Origin of the sequence: Streptomyces sp. NPDC056224, from assembly GCF_042267665.1 — a bacterium.
Lineage (GTDB): Bacteria > Actinomycetota > Actinomycetes > Streptomycetales > Streptomycetaceae > Streptomyces.
Window position 1 is genome coordinate 25,186 of sequence record NZ_JBHJTK010000045.1, and the last position, 18,426, is coordinate 43,611.

17 protein-coding genes and 7 tRNA genes are annotated in these 18,426 nt (G+C 73.4%); 11 read left to right on the forward strand and 13 right to left on the reverse strand.

Going from position 1 to position 18,426, the window contains the following annotated elements:
* The 3 genes from thrS to ACFCZ1_RS32565 form a co-directional block, all read right to left on the reverse strand.
* Nucleotides 1-1,977: a threonine--tRNA ligase gene (gene thrS / locus ACFCZ1_RS32555; protein WP_376681882.1), complete on the reverse strand. Its 1,977-nt coding sequence runs from the start codon at nucleotides 1,975-1,977 to the stop codon at nucleotides 1-3.
* 290 nt (nucleotides 1,978-2,267) lie between these two features.
* A complete protein-coding gene (locus ACFCZ1_RS32560; protein ID WP_376681883.1) occupies nucleotides 2,268-3,488 on the reverse strand; it encodes a hypothetical protein in 1,221 nt (406 codons plus the stop codon).
* Complete coding sequence (locus ACFCZ1_RS32565; protein ID WP_376681884.1) at nucleotides 3,488-4,090, reverse strand: DUF4365 domain-containing protein; 603 nt, start codon at nucleotides 4,088-4,090, stop codon at nucleotides 3,488-3,490. The genes ACFCZ1_RS32560 and ACFCZ1_RS32565 overlap by 1 nt, the downstream gene beginning before the upstream one ends.
* 223 nt (nucleotides 4,091-4,313) lie before the next feature.
* Between ACFCZ1_RS32565 and ACFCZ1_RS32570 the strand changes: the two genes are divergently transcribed.
* Nucleotides 4,314-5,039, forward strand: coding sequence for a 3'-5' exonuclease (locus ACFCZ1_RS32570; protein ID WP_376681885.1), 726 nt, complete (start codon nucleotides 4,314-4,316; stop codon nucleotides 5,037-5,039).
* A 58-nt stretch (nucleotides 5,040-5,097) separates the two neighbouring features.
* Here the strand turns inward: ACFCZ1_RS32570 and ACFCZ1_RS32575 are convergent.
* Together ACFCZ1_RS32575 and ACFCZ1_RS32580 are read right to left on the reverse strand one after the other, a co-directional pair.
* A tRNA-Val gene (locus ACFCZ1_RS32575) sits at nucleotides 5,098-5,169 on the reverse strand.
* 38 nt (nucleotides 5,170-5,207) lie between these two features.
* Nucleotides 5,208-5,696, reverse strand: coding sequence for an SRPBCC family protein (locus tag ACFCZ1_RS32580; RefSeq protein WP_376681886.1), 489 nt, complete (start codon nucleotides 5,694-5,696; stop codon nucleotides 5,208-5,210).
* A gap of 147 nt (nucleotides 5,697-5,843) precedes the next feature.
* Here ACFCZ1_RS32580 and ACFCZ1_RS32585 point away from each other — a divergent pair, with 147 nt between their 5' ends.
* Nucleotides 5,844-8,201: an SCO7613 C-terminal domain-containing membrane protein gene (locus ACFCZ1_RS32585; RefSeq protein ID WP_376681887.1), complete on the forward strand. Its 2,358-nt coding sequence runs from the start codon at nucleotides 5,844-5,846 to the stop codon at nucleotides 8,199-8,201.
* 76 nt (nucleotides 8,202-8,277) lie between these two features.
* Here the strand turns inward: ACFCZ1_RS32585 and ACFCZ1_RS32590 are convergent.
* Nucleotides 8,278-8,349: transfer RNA gene (locus ACFCZ1_RS32590), tRNA-Val, on the reverse strand.
* A 57-nt stretch (nucleotides 8,350-8,406) separates the two neighbouring features.
* The gene (locus tag ACFCZ1_RS32595) at nucleotides 8,407-8,883 is read right to left on the reverse strand and encodes a TIGR02611 family protein (protein WP_376681888.1); all 477 of its coding nucleotides are present in this window, start codon (nucleotides 8,881-8,883) and stop codon (nucleotides 8,407-8,409) included.
* A gap of 177 nt (nucleotides 8,884-9,060) precedes the next feature.
* Between ACFCZ1_RS32595 and ACFCZ1_RS32600 the strand changes: the two genes are divergently transcribed.
* Nucleotides 9,061-9,474, forward strand: a complete 414-nt coding sequence (locus tag ACFCZ1_RS32600) for an SsgA family sporulation/cell division regulator (protein ID WP_030011909.1) — start codon at nucleotides 9,061-9,063, stop codon at nucleotides 9,472-9,474.
* A gap of 213 nt (nucleotides 9,475-9,687) precedes the next feature.
* Nucleotides 9,688-10,323, forward strand: a complete 636-nt coding sequence (locus ACFCZ1_RS32605; protein WP_376681889.1) for a CGNR zinc finger domain-containing protein — start codon at nucleotides 9,688-9,690, stop codon at nucleotides 10,321-10,323.
* 222 nt (nucleotides 10,324-10,545) lie between these two features.
* Here ACFCZ1_RS32605 and ACFCZ1_RS32610 read toward each other — a convergent pair whose 3' ends face one another.
* Nucleotides 10,546-10,995 (reverse strand): hypothetical protein, encoded by a 450-nt coding sequence (locus ACFCZ1_RS32610; RefSeq protein WP_376681890.1) that lies wholly within the window; start codon nucleotides 10,993-10,995, stop codon nucleotides 10,546-10,548.
* 166 nt (nucleotides 10,996-11,161) lie between these two features.
* On the opposite strand from ACFCZ1_RS32610, the gene ACFCZ1_RS32615 reads away from it, so the two are divergent.
* On the forward strand, nucleotides 11,162-11,659 hold the full coding sequence (locus ACFCZ1_RS32615; RefSeq protein ID WP_376681891.1) for a DsbA family protein: 498 nt from the start codon (nucleotides 11,162-11,164) through the stop codon (nucleotides 11,657-11,659).
* On the opposite strand, the gene ACFCZ1_RS32620 is transcribed toward ACFCZ1_RS32615, so the two are convergent.
* The 3 genes from ACFCZ1_RS32620 to ACFCZ1_RS32630 form a co-directional block, all read right to left on the reverse strand.
* Nucleotides 11,656-12,480, reverse strand: coding sequence for a GNAT family N-acetyltransferase (locus ACFCZ1_RS32620; protein WP_376681892.1), 825 nt, complete (start codon nucleotides 12,478-12,480; stop codon nucleotides 11,656-11,658). The genes ACFCZ1_RS32615 and ACFCZ1_RS32620 overlap by 4 nt on opposite strands.
* Nucleotides 12,481-12,741: 261 nt before the next feature.
* Complete coding sequence (locus tag ACFCZ1_RS32625) at nucleotides 12,742-13,563, reverse strand: aminotransferase class IV (protein WP_376681893.1); 822 nt, start codon at nucleotides 13,561-13,563, stop codon at nucleotides 12,742-12,744.
* Entirely contained in the window at nucleotides 13,560-14,624 is a 1,065-nt protein-coding gene (locus ACFCZ1_RS32630; protein WP_376681894.1) for a chorismate-binding protein, read from the reverse strand. Before ACFCZ1_RS32630 ends, ACFCZ1_RS32625 begins: the two co-directional genes overlap by 4 nt.
* Before the next feature lie 179 nt (nucleotides 14,625-14,803).
* Here ACFCZ1_RS32630 and ACFCZ1_RS32635 point away from each other — a divergent pair.
* The 5 genes from ACFCZ1_RS32635 (at nucleotide 14,804) to ACFCZ1_RS32655 (ending at nucleotide 15,282) form a co-directional block, all read left to right on the forward strand.
* Nucleotides 14,804-14,876 (forward strand) — tRNA-Gly (locus tag ACFCZ1_RS32635).
* 41 nt (nucleotides 14,877-14,917) lie between these two features.
* Nucleotides 14,918-14,991: transfer RNA gene (locus ACFCZ1_RS32640), tRNA-Cys, on the forward strand.
* A gap of 1 nt (nucleotide 14,992) precedes the next feature.
* Nucleotides 14,993-15,064 (forward strand) — tRNA-Val (locus ACFCZ1_RS32645).
* A gap of 19 nt (nucleotides 15,065-15,083) precedes the next feature.
* Nucleotides 15,084-15,155: transfer RNA gene (locus tag ACFCZ1_RS32650), tRNA-Val, on the forward strand.
* 52 nt (nucleotides 15,156-15,207) lie between these two features.
* Nucleotides 15,208-15,282 (forward strand) — tRNA-Val (locus ACFCZ1_RS32655).
* Between the two features lie 233 nt (nucleotides 15,283-15,515).
* On the opposite strand, the gene ACFCZ1_RS32660 is transcribed toward ACFCZ1_RS32655, so the two are convergent.
* Entirely contained in the window at nucleotides 15,516-15,701 is a 186-nt protein-coding gene (locus ACFCZ1_RS32660; protein ID WP_376681895.1) for a hypothetical protein, read from the reverse strand.
* A gap of 550 nt (nucleotides 15,702-16,251) precedes the next feature.
* On the opposite strand from ACFCZ1_RS32660, the gene ACFCZ1_RS32665 reads away from it, so the two are divergent.
* Nucleotides 16,252-17,439 carry a protein kinase gene (locus tag ACFCZ1_RS32665; RefSeq protein WP_376681896.1) on the forward strand — a complete coding sequence of 396 codons (1,188 nt, stop codon included), beginning with the start codon at nucleotides 16,252-16,254 and terminating at the stop codon, nucleotides 17,437-17,439.
* Between the two features lie 129 nt (nucleotides 17,440-17,568).
* Here ACFCZ1_RS32665 and ACFCZ1_RS32670 read toward each other — a convergent pair whose 3' ends face one another.
* A complete protein-coding gene (locus tag ACFCZ1_RS32670; protein WP_376681897.1) occupies nucleotides 17,569-18,387 on the reverse strand; it encodes a TrmH family RNA methyltransferase in 819 nt (272 codons plus the stop codon).
* Nucleotides 18,388-18,426 lie beyond the last annotated feature (39 nt).

Below are 18,426 nucleotides of genomic sequence, written 5' to 3' on the forward strand. Positions count from 1 at the left end.
TCAGACCTGGACGCGGTCCGCGACCACCTTGGCCAGCTTGGCCAGTGCCTCGTCCTTCGGGATGCCGTTCTCCTGCGAACCGTCGCGGTAGCGGAAGGAGACCGTGCCCGCGGCCATGTCCTCGTCACCGACGATGATCATGAACGGGACCTTGAGCTTCTGGTGGTTGCGGATCTTCTTCTGCATGCGGTCGGAAGAGGCGTCCACCTCGACCCGCAGGCCCTTCTTCTTCGCCTCGGCGGCGAACTCCTGCAGGTACTCGACGTGCCCGTCGCCGATCGGGATGCCGACCGCCTGGACCGGGGCCAGCCACGGCGGCATGGCGCCCGCGTAGTGCTCCAGCAGCACGGCGAAGAACCGCTCGATGGAGCCGAACAGCGCGCGGTGGATCATGACCGGGCGCTGGCGCGAGCCGTCCGGGGCGGTGTACTCCAGGTTGAACCGCTCCGGCAGGTTGAAGTCGAGCTGGACGGTCGACATCTGCCAGGTACGGCCGATGGCGTCCCGTGCCTGCACGGAGATCTTCGGGCCGTAGAAGGCCGCGCCGCCCGGGTCGGGGGTCAGCGGGAGGCCCTGCTTCTCGGCGACCCGCTGGAGGACCGCGGTGGCCTCCTCCCAGACCTCGTCCGAGCCGACGAACTTCTCCGGGTCCTTGGTGGACAGCTCCAGGTAGAAGTCGGTCAGACCGTAGTCGCGCAGCAGGTTCAGCACGAAGGTGAGCGTGCGGTCGAGCTCCTCCGCCATCTGCTCACGGGTGCAGTAGATGTGCGCGTCGTCCTGGGTGAAGCCCCGGGCGCGGGTCAGGCCGTGCACGACGCCCGACTTCTCGTACCGGTACACGGTGCCGAACTCGAACAGGCGCAGCGGCAGTTCGCGGTACGAACGCCCGCGCGCGTCGAAGATCAGGTTGTGCATCGGGCAGTTCATGGGCTTGAGGTAGTAGTCGGTACCACCGTCGAGCTGCATGGGGGGGTACATGCCCTCCGCGTACCAGTCCAGGTGGCCGCTCTTCTCGAAGAGGGCGCCCTTGGTGGCGTGCGGGGAGTAGACGAACTCGTAGCCCTCCTCCTCGTGCCGGCGGCGCGAGTAGTCCTCCATGGTGCGGCGGATGATGCCGCCGCGCGGGTGGAAGACGGCGAGGCCGGAGCCGATCTCGTCCGGGATGGAGAAGAGGTCGAGCTCGTTGCCGAGCTTGCGGTGGTCGCGCTTCTCGGCCTCGGCGAGGAAGTCGAGGTGGGCCTTCAGCTCCTCCTTCGACGGCCACGCGGTGCCGTAGATGCGCTGGAGCATCGGGTTCTTCTCGCTGCCGCGCCAGTAGGCGGCGGCGTTGCGCATGAGCTTGAACGCCGGGATGTTGCGGGTGGTGGGCAGGTGGGGACCTCGGCAGAGGTCCTTCCAGCACAGCTCGCCGGTCTTGGCGTCCAGGTTGTCGTAGATGGTCAGCTCGCCGCCGCCCACCTCGACGTTCGCCCCGTCGTCGGTCGACGCGGCGCCCTTGATGCCGATGAGCTCCAGCTTGTAGGGCTCGTCGGCGAGCTCCTCGCGGGCCGCCTCGTCGGTGACCACGCGGCGGGCGAACCTCTGCCCGCGCTTCTGGATCTCCTGCATCTTCTTCTCGATGGCCTTGAGGTCATCGGGGGTGAAGGGCCTGGCGACGTCGAAGTCGTAGTAGAAGCCGTTCTGGACCGGCGGACCGATGCCCAGCTTGGCCTCGGGGAAGAGCTCCTGCACGGCCTGCGCCATGACGTGCGCGGTCGAGTGGCGCAGGATGTTCAGGCCGTCCTCGGAGGAGATCTCCACCGGCTCGACGCTCTCGCCGTCCTTGACCTCGTACGAGAGGTCCTTGAGCTCGCCCGCGACGCGCGCGGCGACGATGGTGCGCTCGCCGGCGAAGAGCTCGGCCGCCGTAGTGCCCGTGGCCACCACGCGCTCGTCCCGCTCGGAATCGCGTTGGATGATCACACGGACGTCTGACACCGGTCTCTCCTGACTCAGGGGGTGCGCGAGCGAACACTGCGCGCCTGAATCGTACCGAGCCGAGTGGCCGCGCCGCTAAACGGTTGGCGCCCGGGCCCCGCCCGCACAGGGCCCGAGGGCCGTCCCGTGATCCCCGGCGGGCGCACGACGGCGGTCGCGGCACCTCGCCGCGTCGCCGGAACGCCCGCATACGCCCGGTACGGAGGCGCCCCTCCGCCGTGTGACGCACCGCACCCCTTGCCGTGCGCCCCTGCCCCGTGCGCCGGCCCCCGGGGATCACGGGAGGGCCCTCAGTCGTCCGACGGCAGTACGTCCTGCGGGTCGAAGGGGTCGTCGAGCGACTTCATCAGACGGTCCCGGTCGACCTCGTCCAGCGGCACCGGCGTCACGTCCGTGACGTCGGTGAGCCGCCGGAAGCCGCCGCGCCGCTGCAGCCGCCCGCTGATCCGCACCGGCAGGCCCACCAGGTGGGCGTGGCCCGCCACCCGGTACGCCTCCTCGTCGAGCGCGACCCGGACGTACGGGATCTCCGCCCCGGCGAGGACCCGTACCCGTACCGTGCCCCCGCCCCCCGCCGCGGAACGCCGCATCCGCACGACCGCCCCCGCGATCCGCACCGGCACCGCCGGCTCGTCCCGGGTGTACCGCGCCGCCGCCTCGCGCAGGACGGGCAGGTCACCGGGCGAGAACTCCACCGGCTCCGGCCGGGCCGCGCACCCCGCAGGGACTCCCGCCGCCGGCGCCCAGGCCAGGGCGATCCGCGCCCCCTCCGAACCCCGCACCAGCGCGATCAGCGCGTCGGCCAGCTCCCGGCTGACCCCGGCCTGCACCGCGGTGTCGAACGCCTCCATGCCGCCCGTGGCCCGCCGGTAGTCCACCGCCTCGCGGGCGGCGTGCAGCGCGTGGTGCAGCTGCGTCACGGTGCCCCGGCCCCCGTCCACGGGGACGTACGCGGTCAGCCGGCGCCCGCCGGGGGCGGGCCCCACCAGGATCCCGTCCAGCGCCCGTTCGGCCTGCGCCCGGTGCCGGGCCCCGTAGTACCCCGCCCTCGCGCGCGCGGCCAGCGCCCCGGCCAGCAGGAACTGCCGGGCGGCCGAGCGCAGCCGTTCCTGCACCGTCCAGTCGGCCTCGCCCTGGATCCCGTACGCCCCTTCGGGGAACTCCCGCTCCCAGCGGACCTCGTCGCTCGGCACGCCGAGCCCGTACAGCACCTCCCGCGCCGACGGCACGGCGCTGCGCGCGAGCGCGGTCAGTGCCTCCTCCAGCAGGTCGGAGCAGTCGGGGAAGGCGCGGCTCTCGGGGACGAGCAGGCTCGTCCCGCCGCCGGCCGCCGGGTGGTTCGCGGGCGGGGTCCAGCGCCCGTACCGGCCGGCGGCCCCGCCGCGCCGCAGCCAGCCGTGCCGGTGCAGCAGCGCGCCGAGCACCGCCGGGTCCACGTGAGCGGGGTCGGGCGTTCCCGGGGCGAACTGCGGGGACGACGGCGGTTCGAGGTGCGGCGGGTGCCGGTCCATCAGGGTGTCCCTCCCGACCCGACCCGGGTCATGATCTCGCACAGCGCCCGGTCGTCGAAGATCCGCGAGGTCGGGATCCGTACGGTCGTCCGGCGCCGGCCGGTCACGGGGTGTCCGGCGAGATTGGTCCAGTAGCAGCAGTGCCGCAGGTCGAGCCGGTCGTGCCCGGCGGCGAGCCACTGGTCGCGCTCCCGCGGGACGAGCATCACGACGAGGATCTTGTGAACGGCGACCGGGGTGCGGGCCAGCTTCACCAGGTGCTCGTTGTCGAGGGTGAAGGCGAAGGTGGGCCCGGCCGGCCGCGGCGGTGTCTGATAGGTCGCCTTCAACTGCACCTTGATGGTGACCTCGTCGTCGACGACGTGCTCGGCGGCTCCGTGGCTGACGTGCCAGTCGATGCCGTTGTCCGGAAAGGGCTGGGAGAGCGAGCAGCCGGCCGCGGCGGCGACGGCGTGCAGGTAGCCCACCTGAAGGGTCTCCATGCAGGCGGTGGTGGCGAGTGTGCCGCGCAGCGGTCCGGTCCGCGCCCCGCCCGGCGTGCCGGTGCGCGGACCGATCTGCCCCGCCAGCACCCCGCCCGGTTCGGGCTGCGCGAGCGCCATGGCCGGCTCCCCATGCCTTCCGGGCTCTGCCGAGGGTGGTGGGTGGGGTGACGACCGGTCATGTGTACGGCCCCCCTTGGGTGTTGTCTCCGCACAGGGGTCCCCGCAAACGGCGTACGCGGCAAACAGCACGGGTATCACCGATGCGGGCGAAGGTGGCGGGCTCTCGAGGCAGCGGTGCCCGAGTGCGCCCCATCTGCCGACCGGGAACGAGGAGTTCGCCATGACACGCTGGTATGAGGGCCCGCTGGCCGCATTCGACACGGAGACCACCGGGGTGGACGTCGAGCAGGACCGGATCGTGTCCGCCGCGCTCATCGTGCAGGAGTGTGCGGGCGGGCGGGTCCGCACCACGCGCTGGCTGGTCAATCCCGGCATCCCGGTGCCCGCGGGCGCCACGGAAGTGCACGGCCTGACCGACGAGCACCTCCAGCTCCACGGGCGCTGGCCGGCGCCGGTGGTGGAGGAGATAGCCCGCGCGCTCGGTGAGCAGCAGCTGGCCGGCCGGCCGGTGGTGGTGATGAACGCGCCGTTCGATCTGACGCTGCTGGACCGGGAGTTGCGCCGGCACCGGGCGTCGTCGCTGGCGCGGTACCTGGACAACCGGCCGCTGACCGTGCTGGATCCGCGGGTGCTGGACAAGCATCTGGACCGGTACCGCAAGGGCCGCCGGACCCTGACGGACCTGTGCGCGCACTACGGGATAGAGCTGGAGGGCGCGCACGACGCGGCGGCGGACGCACAGGCGTCGCTGGAGCTCGTACGGGCGGTGGGGCGCAGGTTCGCGGCCCGGCTGGAGCGGCTGACCCCGGCCGAACTGCACACGCTGCAGCAGGTGTGGCACGCGGCACAGGCACGGGGACTGCAGGCGTGGTTCGCGCGCCAGGGGACGCCCGAGGCGGTGGATCCGCACTGGCCGCTGCGGCCGGACCTGTCGACGGCGGCGTGAATCACGGCCCTTGCATGCGGAAGGCCGGTCCGTCATGAGACGGACCGGCCTGTCCCGGTGGGCGATACTGGGATCGAACCAGTGACCCCTTCGGTGTGAACGAAGTGCTCTCCCGCTGAGCTAATCGCCCGGGAACGCACTGAACAATACAGAAGCCTTGGGGCTGGTTCAAACCGCTTGCGGCGGGGCGGCCAGCCGGGCCGCGAGACCGCGCCGGCCGGCCCGCATCATGAGGGCGTGGTTGAGCCGGAACACCGGCCGCCCGGGCAGCGCGAGGCGCCGCATCAGGGGCCGCCGTACCTCGACCTCCTGCTCGTACAGTGCGCGGGTCGCCGCGCCGCCGGCGCCGCCGCGCGGTCGCACGGTCCACCGCGCCCAGCCGTCGAGGTCGCCGGCCAGTGACACCTCCAGGACCCCGCGGGCGGGATCGCGCAGCAGTTCGGAGGCGGTGACGCGCAGCGCGTACGGCAGGACCGAGCGGACGGTCGCGGTGCCGGTGCGGTCGTCGACGGGTTCGACGCGGCGGATCTGGGGCCACCAGTGCGGGTACTCCCCCGGCTCCTCCAGTACGGCGTAGACGCGTGCGGGCGGGGCGTCGAGGTCCCACACACTGCGGAAGCGGTAGCGGCTCCATCGGTCCCAGCGGCTGTGGTCCATGGATCCAGTCTGGCCCGCCGGGGGTGCGCGTACTCCCGCTTCGCAGGTACTCCGCAGGTACTCCGCAGGTACTTCGCAGGTACTCAGGGAACATCTGAGTACGCGGACCCATGTCCCGACCGCGTGACCGGCGCCACACTCCGGACCATGAACACGCCTCTGCCGCCGGCCGAAGAGCTGGCGCTCATCGACCGCGAACTGGCCCGACTGGACGCCCGGCGGCTGTACTTGCTGGGCCGCCGGGACTGGCTGCTGCGCCTGCTGCACCAGCCGTCGACGGGCGCTGCCGTCCCGGGGGCTCCCGGGCACTGGCCCGCACCCGCACCCGCACCCGCCGCGGAGGCTTCGGCCCCGAGCGCGCAGAACGTGCTGCTCGCCCTGGGTTCGGTGCTGCTTGCCGTGGCGGCGCTGGCCTTCACGCTGCTGAGCTGGGGGTCCCTCGGGATCGCCGGGCGTTCGGCGGTGCTGGCCGCGGTGACGGCGGCGGCGCTGGCCGCTCCCGTGCCCCTGCTGCGCCGCGGTCTGGGCTCGACGGCGGAGTCGGTGGCGGCGGTGGGGCTGCTGCTGACCGTGCTCGACGCGTACGCGCTGTACGCGGTCGGCATGCCGGGCGCGGACGGCACCGCGTACACGGCCGGGGCGGCGGCGGTGCTGGCGGGGGTGTGGGCCGGATACGGCCTGGCGCTGCCGAAGCTGCGGATCGCGCTGCCCGCGGCGGTGCTGGCGGCGCAGTTCCCGCTGCCGCTGGCCGCGCTGGCGGCGCAGGGGGGACCGCTGGAGATCGGCTGGGCGCTGCTGGCGACGGCCGCGCTGGACGCGGCCCTGGCCCTGCGGGCCCGGGCGGCGGCCGTCCCGGGGGCGCTGCTGTGGGCGGGTGCGCTGCTGACCGGAGCGGCGCAGTCCTGGACGGCGGCGACGGCGGCCGACGCCGTGGCCCCGGCGGGGCTGCTGCTGGCGGGCGCGGCCCTGGGTACGGCTGCGGCGTGGCGCGAGCCGCGCGCCCTGGCCGCGGCGCTCGTCGGCGCCCTCGCGGCCGTGGTGGCGCTGGGCGGTGCGGCGCGGCCGACGCTGGAGCCGGCGTGGGAGGTGGTGGCGCACCTGCTGGTCGCGCTGCCGCTGCTCGCGGCGGTACGGGTCCGCGCACTCCCGGCGGCGGTGCGGCGCGGGCTGGTCGGGGCCGGTGCGCTGGTGGCCGCCCTGGCCGCGCTGGCGGGCTGGTCCGCGGTGGCGCCCACCCTGCTGGCCCGGGTCGGGGTGCTGGACGAGGTGTGGGCGGTGACGGGCCCGGCCCGGGATCCGTACGTGCCGGGGGCGGCGGTCCCGGTGACGCTGCTGATCACGGCGGGGGCGGCCTGGCGGCTGTCCCGGGCGCTGTCCCGGCCGGAGCCGGCGGGGGCGGCCGTGGTCCTGGCCTGGGCGGGGCTGTTCACGGCCCCGGAGCTGCTCGGCCTCCCGGTGGCGGCGGTGTTCGCCGGGCAGACGGCGGTGACGGGTGCGGCGGGCGTCCTCGCCCTGCGCTCCCGGGCGCGCGGGGTGGGCCTCGCGGCCGCCGCGTGCGCGCTGGGCGGCGCCGCGAGCGTGTCCCTGGGCGCGCTGGACGGCCGGGTGGCCACCTTCGCGGTGTGGGGGCTGCTGGGCGCGGGCTGCGCGGCCGGGGCGGCGTACGGGCCCGCTGCGCGCCCGGTCCGCTCGGGGGCGGCGGTGTGCGCGGTCGTCTACGCCGCGGGGGTGCTGGGGGCGGCGGCCGCGGCGGCGGACCTGGCGGTGGTCTGGTGGGCGCTCCCGGTGCTCGCGGTGCCCGCGGTGGTGGCCGCGCTCGGGCCGCGGCTGGGCTCCGTGCGGGTGCCGGCGGAGTGCGCGGCGGCCGCGGCGTGCGCCGTGGCGGTGGCCCTGTCGGCCGGCCGGGCCGGCACGCTGGCCCTGGTCCTGGCGCTGGCCGGGGTGATCTGTGCGGGGGCCGCGGTACGGGCGGACCGGCGCGGGCCGGCCGGATGGGCGGCGGGGGCGCTGTTCGTGGCGGCGACCTGGGTCCGGCTGGCCGACTCGGGGATCGCGGTGCCGGAGGCGTACACGCTGCCGGTGACGGCGCCCGCCCTCGTGGTGGGCTTCCTGCGGCGCCGTGAGGACCCGCAGGCGTCCTCCTGGACGGCGTACGGCCCGGGGCTGGCCGCGACCCTGCTGCCGAGCCTGCTGGCCGCCCTGGGGGCCTCCCCGGCCGGAGCCGGGAACTGGCTGCGGCCGCTGCTGCTGGGCCTGGCCGCGCTGGCGGTGACCCTGGTGGGCGCCCACCGCCGGCTCCAGGCCCCGCTCCTGCTGGGCGGCGCGGTACTCGCGGCGGTGGCGCTGCACGAGCTGGCCCCGTACGTGGTGCAGGTCGCGGGGGCGCTCCCGCGCTGGGTCCCGCCGGCGCTGGCGGGCCTGCTGCTGCTGGCGGTCGGGGCCACGTACGAGAAGCGGCTGCGCGACGCCCGCAGGCTGCGGGACGTCATCGGCCGGCTCGGCTGACCCGCTCGGACGGCCCGGGAGCCGGGAAACGCCAGAGGCCCGGAGACGGTGAAAGTCTCCGGGCCTCTGGTCCGGGTGGGCGATACTGGGTTCGAACCAGTGACCCCTTCGGTGTGAACGAAGTGCTCTCCCACTGAGCTAATCGCCCGGACGCACCGCAAACATTACCGCATGTCAGCGGTGCTCCATGACCAGCACCGGTCCGTCACTGGTCCTTGAGGTTCCAGGGCAGGACGAGCCCGTACTTCCACAGGTAGAAGCCGATCAGCGCGCCCGCGATCACGAGGCCCGTGCTGGTCAGGATGATGTTGCGGCGGCGGACCTTCGGGTCGAGCGCCTTCTGCGCCGCTTCGGTGACCTTGCGCTTGGTCCAGTGCAGCACGAGGTGGGCCCAGGCGAACTCGGTGGCCCAGATCGCCAGGCCCGCGAAGATCGCCACCCAGCCCGGTCCGGGCAGGACGAGCATGGCGACGCCCGCGGCGATGATGGCGAGGCCGACGACGAAGACGCCGACCTGCCAGCTCAGGTGCAGGGTCCTGCGGGCCTTGATGAAGGCGGGCGCCTTCGACACGTGCGGCGCCTCCGGCGCGGCCTCCTTGCCGGACGCGTCGGAGCCTGCCTCGCCGGCCGCCGTCGCGTCGGCTGCGGGCCCATTGGTCTCGCGGTCACTCCCCGTATTCATGGGGACGAATCTACCCGAGCCGGAAGCACACGTGAATGATGCTTTGGATCCGCCGTACGAGGGACCCAGAGGTCCACAAAACGGTCAGAGGGGTTTACAACGGCACCGTAGGTGGCATGTCGATTTCGCCGACGTGCGAATCCCCGAGCGCACACTGAGCGAAAGGCCCTGGCGCTTATGAACACCACGGTCAGCTGCGAGCTGCACCTGCGCCTCGTTGTGTCGAGCGAGTCCTCACTGCCTGTTCCCGCGGGCCTGCGGTATGACACGGCCGACCCCTACGCCGTGCACGCCACCTTCCACACCGGCGCCGAGGAAACGGTCGAATGGGTGTTCGCCCGCGACCTCCTCGCGGAGGGCCTCCACCGGCCCACCGGTACCGGCGACGTCCGCGTCTGGCCGTCCCGCAGCCACGGTCAGGGCGTCGTCTGCATCGCCCTGAGCTCACCGGAGGGAGAAGCGCTGCTCGAAGCACCCGCCCGAGCACTCGAATCGTTCCTCAAGCGGACGGACGCCGCGGTTCCACCCGGGACCGAGCACCGGCACTTCGACCTCGACAAGGAGCTCTCCCACATCCTGGCCGAAAGCTGAGCCAGGCCTACAGCCGACCGACACCGTCCGACTCGGGGCGACGGTGTGCGTCGGACAACCACATACGGCAGTGCCGGCGCTGTTCACGTGGGAGCCACCCGCGCGGACGGCGCCGGTGTGCGTGGAGACCCCCTTCCGCAGCGACCCGCTAGAGTCGGCCCCCAGCGGCGGCAGCAGCCCGTCGCCGCAGGCCCGGCCCTTGAGGGAGACCCCGTGCAGATCCCCCACGACACCCGTCGCGCGCTCGACGTCGTCGTCGCGCTGGTGAACACCGCGGCCGAGGCGGACCAGCCCGACGGGCTCTCGGACGTCAGCGCCCTGCGCGAGTTCGTCCAGGAGTACGCGATCAGCGACGTCGGCGAGCTGGGCGCCCGCGACCTGGCCGGGGTCCGCACGGTGCGCGGCAAGTTCGCCCAGGTCTTCGCCGCGCCCAACTCGCGCGCGGCCTCCGTTCTGATCAACGAGCTGGTCGCGACGGCCGGCACCACCCCGCAGCTGACCGACCACGACGGCTACGACTGGCACGTGCACTATTTCGCGCCGGGCGCCTCGGTGGGCGACCACCTGGCCGCCGACGGCGGCATGGCGCTGGCCTTCATCGTGGTCTCCGGCGAGCAGGAACGGCTGCGGCGCTGCGAGGCCCCGGACTGCCGGCGCGCCTTCGTGGACCTGTCCCGGAACCGCTCGCGGCGCTACTGCGACAGCCGGACCTGCGGGAACCGGCTGCACGTGGCGGCGTACCGGGCCCGGCGCAAAGAGGCCGACGCGGGCCCCGCGGAGCGGGAACCCTCAGAGCAGGAACAGATCGTGCACGGCGGCGAGCAGCAGCAGGACGCCGATCACGGCTAGGAAGATCATCAGGGGCGGCTGGGAAAGGGCGAAGAGGCAGCCTCTCGGCTCCTCGGCAACGGGGGCGGGTGCCGGCGCGGGCACCGAGGGCTCACTCTGCGATGTCTCGAGCATGTCGGGCCGATGATGGCGCAGCGCAGGGCCATCCGTCCGTCAACACGCCAAGATCCGCGCGGCACTTCGCCCGATCTCGTGGACCCGGGCGCCCCCGGCCCCGGCGGGTCAGATCCCGTGCTTCTTGAGGATCGCCTCGATGTCCGAGAAGTCGTCCGCGGGGGCGGCGGCCGGCGGGTTCTGCCGCGCGGCGGGCTGGGGGCGGCTGCCGGTGCCGAGGGACGGCGCGGAAGCGGCCGGGGCGACGGCCTCCCGGGCCGGGCTCCCCTTGGCCGCCCCGGCCGCATTCCCGGCGGCGGCGAGCCTGCGGCGCTCGACGGCGCGGGTGGTGGCGAGGAGCACCCAGGCGAGCCCCAGCAGCCCGAAGCCGGCCCAGACGGTCGGGTTGAAGGCGATTCCGGCCACCCACTCCACCAGGCCCGTCATCACGAGGGCGACCGGCACCAGCGCGTACGCGGCGATCCGCGTCGCGGCCAGGAAGCGCCTGCGGTAGGCGGTCAGCGCGGCGATGCCCAGGCCCGCCGCGGATACCGCGGCACATATGGTCTCGGCGAGCATGCGGTCCTCCAGGTGTGGGCGGTCTGTCCCTATCCATCCTGCCCCGCGGCCACCGTCCGGGCCAGGTCCACGGGTGCCGCCGCGCGGATCTCCGGGACATCTCGGGGTCGCGCCTCCTCCCCGGGTACCGGTGGGTGGGGGGGTGCGGGCCTGGGAGACTGTCCGTATGACCGATTCCGTGATCCTCGAAGTCTGGTGCGAACTGCAGTGCCCGGACTGCCACAGCGCGCTGGACGACGTACGCGCCCTGCGGGCCCGCTACGGCGACCGGCTGGACATCCGGCTGCGCCACTTCCCCCTGGAGAAGCACAAGCACGCCTTCGCCGCGGCGCAGGCCGCCGAGGAGGCCGTGGAGCAGGGGCAGGGCTGGCCGTACGCGGAGGCCGTGCTGGCGCGCACCGCGGAGCTGGGTGAGCGCGGCGAGCCGGTGCTGCTGGACGTCGCACGTGAACTGGGTCTGGACGTCGAGGAGTTCGACACCGCCCTGATCGACGGGCGGCACATCCTGATCGTCGACGCCGACCAGGCGGAGGGCAAGGCGATCGGCGTGACCGGCACCCCGACGTACGTGATCGGCGGCGAACGCCTGGACGGTGGCAAGAGCCAGGACGGCCTGCGCGCCCGGATCGAGGAGATCGCGGACCGCCAGCTGGCCTCCCCCTAGATCAGGTCCTTGGCGTAGTTGAAGTTGGTGGGGCGGTAGCCGAGGGACTCGTACAGGCGCAGGGCCGGGGTGTTGGCTGCGAAGACGTGGAGCCCCAGCAGGCGGTGACCCTCGGCGAGGGCCGTGCGCTCGGCGAGCAGCATCAGGCTGCGGCCGTACCCCCGGCCCCGGTACTCGGCGCCGACCTCGACGTCGTAGACGTACGAGCCCTCGTCGCCGGGCGCGAGCCAGACATGGCCGACGGGCACGCCGTCCGCCTCCAGCACGACGAAGGTGGTTCCGGGGGTGGCCGGCCCCTGGGGCAGCAGGGTCTCGTGGTCGGCCACCGACTTCGCGTGTGCGGCCTGCGCGGACATGCCGCGGCTGGTCCAGTCGGCGGCGTAGGACTCGATGGCGCCGGCGTTCCAGGCCTCGTACTCGGCGTCCGTCATCAGGCGGCCGAGCACTCCCCCGGGCAGGGCGGGCGGCTCGGCCGGCAGGTCCTTGAGCATGTTGCGGCTGTACTCGGTGTACCCGAGGGCCCCGGCCATGCGCAGGCCGCCCGCCGAGTCGGCCGGGACCGATACGCGGACCCGGTGACAGCCCCAGCCCCGCAGCACTTCCTCGGCGGCCAGGGCGGCCACGGTGGCCCTCCCCCGCCGCCGGTCGCCCTCGTCGACGCTCAGGTCGCGGATCTCGCCGACGGTCGGCCCGAAGGGGGTGTCGGAGGCGATCAACAGGGCGCCGACGCGCCTGCTGTTGACCCTGATCTCGTACGGGCGCGTCCGCGCCCCCGCCGTGGTCTGCTGGAGCGGCCCGGACGGCCGCAGGGTGGTGGTCATTGGTGGAGTTCTACCCGCCCCGCGGCAGCCGCGACAGTCTTTATCGGTCCGAAAGGCGCCCGACGGGGCCCGGGGCGCGTTTCGAGAGTCCCGCCCCCGGTCGGCGGCGTCCGGCCACCGGACCTCGCCGCGTGGTCGGATCGCCCGGCGGATCGCCCGAGTACGGCCGGTGACCGGGGAACCCTCCGCCTCGCGATGCACGGCGCCGGGCGTCCGTGGGGCGCACTCCTCGGGCGCCCGGCACCGCCTTCGCAGCGCGCCCTACGGGTCGAGTTCCGTGCCCGCCTTCGCGTCGAAGATCCCCATGGCCTCGGCCGTGACCGGTCCCGGGCCGGCGGCCAGCTCGCGGCCGTCGATCCGCACGACCGCCTGGACGTCGCGCAGCGAGGAGGTCAGGAAGACCTCCTCGGCCTGCTGCAGCGCCTCGAAGGGCAGGTCGGTCTCCTTGGCCCCGGCCCAGTCGACGACGAGGGCGCGGGTGATGCCGGCCAGGCAACCCGAGGCCAGGGGCGGGGTGTGCAGCTCCCCGTCGAGTACGACGAAGACGTTCGAGCCGGTGCCCTCGCAGAGCCGTCCGACGGTGTTGGCGAGCAGTGCCTCGGAGGCCCCGGCCCGGGCGGCGGTCGCGAGCGCGACGACGTTCTCGGCGTACGAGGTGGTCTTGAGGCCGGCCACGGCGGAGCGCTCGTTGCGGACCCAGTCCACCGTGACGACGGACGTGGTGTCCGGGCGGCGGGGGGACTCCACGACGGCGGCGATCAGCGTGGGCGCGGCGTCTCCCCGGTCGGAGCCGAGCGGGGAGACGCCGCCGGTGTACGTGACGCGCAGCCGCCCGAACGGCACCGGGTTGGCTTCCAGTACCGCCGCGCAGGCCCGGCGCACCTCGTCGTGGTCGGGGTCTGGCAGGCCCAGTCCGCGGGCCGAGCGGGTCAGCCGGTCCAGGTGGCGGGTGAGCGCGAAGGCCTTGCCGCGCTCCGCCTTGAGGGTCTCGAAGACGCCGTCACCCACGGTCAGCCCGTGGTCGAAGACGGACACCTTCGCCTCGTCGACGTCCCGCAGCGCTCCGTCGAGCCAGATTCTCACCGTACGACCCCTTTCGTGGTCCCGATCTCGTGGGTTCCCGACGCTACCCGCAGCAGGCGGGCGGCCTTCAGTTCGGTCTCGGCCCACTCGCGGTCGGGGTCGGAGCCCCAGGTGATGCCCGCGCCGGTGCCGAAGAGCAGGCGGGGACCGCCGGGGGCTTCGCGGTCGACCCAGAAGGTGCGGATGCCGACGGCGAGCTCGCCGGTGCCCTGGTCGGCGTCGACCCAGCCGATGCCGCCGCAGTAGGGGCCGCGGGGGGCGGTCTCCAGGGCCTCGATGATCCGCAGGGCGGAGGATTTGGGCGCCCCGGTGACGGAGCCGGGCGGGAAGGTGGCGGCGAGCAGCTCGGGCCAGCCGACGCCGTCGGCGAGTTCGCCGCTCACCGTGGAGACGAGGTGGACCAGGCCCGGGTGCTCCTCGACGGCGCACAGTTCCGGGACGGTGACGGAGCCCGTGGCGCAGACCCGGCCGAGGTCGTTGCGTACGAGGTCCACGATCATCACGTTCTCGGCGTGGTCCTTGGGGAGCAGGTCGGCGACGGTGCGGCCGGTCCCCTTGATGGGGCCGGAGTCCACGCGGCGGCCGGTGCGGCGCAGGAACAGCTCCGGGGAGGCGGTGGCGATCTCGACGCCGTGCGCGGGGAGCCGAATCGTTCCTGCATAGGGCGCGGGGTTGCCGCGCGCGAGGAGCGCGGTGAGCGCGTCGACGTCGGCACCGGCCGGGTGGGGCAGCGGCGCGGACATCACCCGGCAGAGGTTGGCCTGGTAGACCTCGCCGGCGGCGATGTGCTCGCGGATGCGGCGGACGCCGGCCACGTACGCGGCCCGGTCGAGCGAGGAGGACCACTCGTCGGCGGCGGGACCCCGCCAGGCGCCCGGTGCGGGCGCGGGAACGGGGTCGGGGCGTATGTCCCCGAAGCGCGCGCAGACGAGCCGCCCTTCGAAGTCGGCGGCCACCGCCCAGAAGCCGGTGGAGTCCAGGGCTGCGGGGTCGCCGGTGACATCCCGGAGGTCGGTCGCGAGAAGGCCGCCGAAGCGGGCCAGAGGAGGCAGGTCGTGCACGGCTGCGAGTCTATGACCGGTGACGCGGCGGCGCCGGTGGGGTGAGCGGCAGGTGACCGGTGGTGATCGAGCGGCAGCACGCTGCGGAAACGCGTTTTTGAGCTGGCCCGGGAATCCGCTAGAGTTCAACACGTCGCCAGGGAGCGAAGGGGAAAGCCCCGGAGCGAGCACGGTGACCTGCGGACGTAGCTCAGTTGGTAGAGCACCACCTTGCCAAGGTGGATGTCGCGAGTTCGAGTCTCGTCGTCCGCTCGAAGTGGGGGATTTCTTCCCGAGAACCCCTGCAGCTCCATGGTGGAGTGGCCGAGAGGCGAGGCAACGGCCTGCAAAGCCGTCTACACGGGTTCAAATCCCGTCTCCACCTCCAAGGACGATTAGCTCAGCGGGAGAGCGCTTCCCTGACACGGAAGAGGTCACTGGTTCAATCCCAGTATCGTCCACTGATCCGCAAGGATCCCCGCGCGATTAGCTCAGCGGGAGAGCGCTTCCCTGACACGGAAGAGGTCACTGGTTCAATCCCAGTATCGCGCACGCAGTACTCTGTATCACCTGCTTGACCTGCGGCTTTCGAGCCACGGAGCCCGCGCGATTAGCTCAGCGGGAGAGCGCTTCCCTGACACGGAAGAGGTCACTGGTTCAATCCCAGTATCGCGCACCACCCGGAAGCCCCGGCCGTCTCGACGGCCGGGGCTTCCGCGTTCCTCCGGCCCCTCCGGGCCGTCTCCGGACCAGGCACGCACGCACGCACGCAAAAAGGGTGCTGCCGGTACGACTCCCCAGTCGTACCGGCAGCACCCTTCACCTGCCGTCCGTCGCCTCGCCCCCGTCCCCACGGGGTGCGGCAAGGCGGATGTCCCGGCCCGGGCCGCTCTCCCGGACCTGGGGCGCCGCTCAGCGCCCCAGCATCGCGCCCACGGACGACGCCTGTGCCGCCACCTGTTCGAAGCCTCCGAAGAGGAAGAGCAGGAGGGCGGCCAGGGGGAGCACCATCGCCGCGGCCACCAGCGGGTGGCGCGTACCGGACTCATGGCCGTTGAACGCGAATGCCTTGCGTCCCTGCCGTGCGGCGTCCGCCATGGTCCTCTCCCTGTCGTTTGGCAGCGGCGGGCTCGTGACCTCGGGGGACGAGTGCGCACCCGCCGCTTGTCTTCAACACTAGGCGCGCGCAGGGCTCCTGGCCTCATGCCCTCGTACCCATTGCCGGGCCTCCAGGAGGATGACGGGGTCACCCCTGCGTACTCCCCTGGGTGGAGACCGGTTCCCCTGCGTCGGGGTCTTCCCGGAGGGGGTCACCGGAGCGTAGTGACTTCGCTCACTTCCGTCACTCCCTGTTCGTGCATGTCCGCCGACGAGGAGCGGCGAAGATCGACTCACGGGCGGCCCGCGGGCCACCGCGGCCGGCCGGGGCGCAGCGGGCTCCGGTCTCCCAATCCCCTTGCCCGAAAGGGCGTTTGGACCGCAGCACTCGCTCCTCGCCCCGGTCGGGCCGTTTCTCTGAGGCTCCCTCAAGTGTGCTGTGACGCACTGACGATCGAATCCTCCGGCGAGGGCGCGGCCTCTGAGCGCGCATGGCGGATGGTCCGTAAGCTGTGCCACGTCAACAGGACGACCGGGCAGCGGGGTGGACATGGCGATGATGCGGCTCCGGCGCGAGGACCCGCGTGTCGTCGGCTCGTTCAGGCTGCACCGACGGCTCGGAGCCGGCGGTATGGGCGTGGTCTACCTGGGGTCCGACCGGCGCGGGCAGCGCGTCGCGCTCAAGGTCATCCGGCCGGATCTGGCCGAGGACCAGGAGTTCCGCTCCCGTTTCGCCCGCGAGGTGTCCGCCGCCCGGCGGATCCGCGGCGGGTGCACCGCCCGCCTGGTGGCCGCGGACCTGGAGGCCGAACGGCCGTGGTTCGCCACCCAGTACGTCCCCGGACCCTCCCTGCACGACAAGGTGGCCGAGGAAGGCCCCCTGACGGCCGCGCAGATCGCCGCCATCGGCGCCGCGCTCTCCGAGGGCCTGGTCGCCGTGCACGAGGCGGGGGTCGTCCACCGGGACCTCAAGCCCTCGAACATCCTGCTCTCCCCCAAGGGCCCCCGGATCATCGACTTCGGGATCGCCTGGGCCACGGGGGCGAGCACCCTCACCCACGTGGGGACGGCCGTCGGCTCCCCCGGGTTCCTCGCGCCCGAGCAGGTGCGCGGCGCCGCCGTCACCCCGGCCACCGACGTGTTCGCCCTCGGCGCCACCCTCGCCTACGCGGCGTCGGCCGACTCGCCCTTCGGGCACGGCAGTTCCGAGGTCATGCTGTACCGCGTGGTGCACGAGGAGCCCCACCTCGTCGGGGTTCCGGACGCGCTCGCGCCCCTCGTACGGGCCTGCCTGGCCAAGGATCCCGAGGAGCGGCCCAGCACGCTCCAGCTTTCGATGCGGCTCAAGGAGATCGCGTCGCGCGAGGCGCAGGGCCTGTCCGACGGGCGCCCGCCCGCGCAGCGCGCCCGTATGGAGCAGCCCACCGGTCGGCTTCCCGAGGAGTACGCGGAGCGCACGGAGCGCCGCACGGGCGGCAGCACCGTGCCCCGGGCCCAGGGCGAGCCGCCGAGCGGACCGCACTCCCGGCCGTCGTCCTCGCGCAACCCGCGTGCTGCGGCGGGCCCGGCCTCCCGGCCGACCGCGGGGCGTACGGGCCGCCGCCCGGCCCCCCGTACGACGGGGGCGGGGCGGCGGCCTTCGCGGCCGGACCCGAAGCTGATGCGGCAGCGGCTGATCGTGTTCGTCGTGGTGACGCTGATCGTGGCCCTGGGCATCGCCGCCGCCCAGAAGCTCTGACCGGCCCGGTCCTGTCGTCGAGGCGGCGCCCGGCCCGCTGCTTCGACGACGCGGCCCGGTGCTGTGGCCGGTGCACCCTGCCGGTCACCGCACTAGTGCTGTGGCCGGTGGACCTTGCCTGTCACCGCACTAGCTGGATGCGCGGCCCTGGGCCACGGCGTAGAAGGCGACCGCGGCGGCGGCGCCCACGTTCAGTGAGTCCACGCCGTGCGCCATGGGGATGCGCACCCATTCGTCGGCGGCCACCAGCGCCTGGGTGGACAGGCCGTCCCCTTCGGCACCCAGCATCAGGGCCACCCGCTCCAGGGACTGCGGCGCTGCCACGTCGATCGGCGAGGCCTTCTGGTGGGGGGTCAGGGCGAGCAGCTTGAAGCCTGCCTCGCGGACCGAGTCCAGGCTCTTGGGCCAGGCGTCCAGACGGGCGTAGGGGACGGAGAAGACCGCGCCCATGGAGACCTTGACCGAGCGGCGGTAGAGCGGGTCCGCGCAGTCGGGCGACAGCAGCACCGCGTCCATGCCGAGGGCGGCGGCGCTGCGGAAGATGGCCCCGATGTTCGTGTGGTCGTTGACCGCTTCCATGACGACCACACGACGGGTGGTGGCGAGCAGGTCCTGGGCCGTGGGCAGCGGCTTGCGCTGCATCGAGGCGAGGGCGCCGCGGTGCACGTGGTAGCCGGTGACGCGTTCGGCGAGCTCCGGGGTGACGGCGTAGACCGGGGCGGGGAGCTCGTCGATCACGTCGCGCATGACATCGACCCACTTGGCGGAGAGCAGCATCGAGCGCATCTCGTACCCGGCGTCCTTGGCGCGTCTGATGACCTTCTCGCCCTCGGCGATGAAGAGCCCTTCGGCGGGCTCGCGCCTGCGCCGCAGTTCGACGTCGGTCAGGCCCGTGTAGTCGCGCAGGCGCGGGTCGTCGGGGTCCTCGACGGTGATGAGATCAGCCACAGGGTGATACTGCCTTGTCCTGGGTGCGGTGCCAACGGC

Excerpts from the sequence above, each read along its gene's own strand:
- ACFCZ1_RS32600 (WP_030011909.1), top strand. The coding sequence starts at position 9,061 with ATGAACACCACGGTCAGCTGCGAGCTGCACCTGCGCCTCGTTGTGTCG.
- ACFCZ1_RS32570 (WP_376681885.1), top strand. The coding sequence starts at position 4,314 with ATGACACGCTGGTATGAGGGCCCGCTGGCCGCATTCGACACGGAGACC.
- ACFCZ1_RS32595 (WP_376681888.1), bottom strand. The coding sequence starts at position 8,883 with ATGAATACGGGGAGTGACCGCGAGACCAATGGGCCCGCAGCCGACGCG.
- ACFCZ1_RS32665 (WP_376681896.1), top strand. The coding sequence starts at position 16,252 with ATGGCGATGATGCGGCTCCGGCGCGAGGACCCGCGTGTCGTCGGCTCG.
- ACFCZ1_RS32565 (WP_376681884.1), bottom strand. The coding sequence starts at position 4,090 with ATGGCGCTCGCGCAGCCCGAACCGGGCGGGGTGCTGGCGGGGCAGATC.
- ACFCZ1_RS32620 (WP_376681892.1), bottom strand. The coding sequence starts at position 12,480 with ATGACCACCACCCTGCGGCCGTCCGGGCCGCTCCAGCAGACCACGGCG.
- ACFCZ1_RS32610 (WP_376681890.1), bottom strand. The coding sequence starts at position 10,995 with ATGCTCGCCGAGACCATATGTGCCGCGGTATCCGCGGCGGGCCTGGGC.
- ACFCZ1_RS32560 (WP_376681883.1), bottom strand. The coding sequence starts at position 3,488 with ATGGACCGGCACCCGCCGCACCTCGAACCGCCGTCGTCCCCGCAGTTC.
- ACFCZ1_RS32585 (WP_376681887.1), top strand. The coding sequence starts at position 5,844 with ATGAACACGCCTCTGCCGCCGGCCGAAGAGCTGGCGCTCATCGACCGC.
- ACFCZ1_RS32660 (WP_376681895.1), bottom strand. The coding sequence starts at position 15,701 with ATGGCGGACGCCGCACGGCAGGGACGCAAGGCATTCGCGTTCAACGGC.
- ACFCZ1_RS32615 (WP_376681891.1), top strand. The coding sequence starts at position 11,162 with ATGACCGATTCCGTGATCCTCGAAGTCTGGTGCGAACTGCAGTGCCCG.
- ACFCZ1_RS32580 (WP_376681886.1), bottom strand. The coding sequence starts at position 5,696 with ATGGACCACAGCCGCTGGGACCGATGGAGCCGCTACCGCTTCCGCAGT.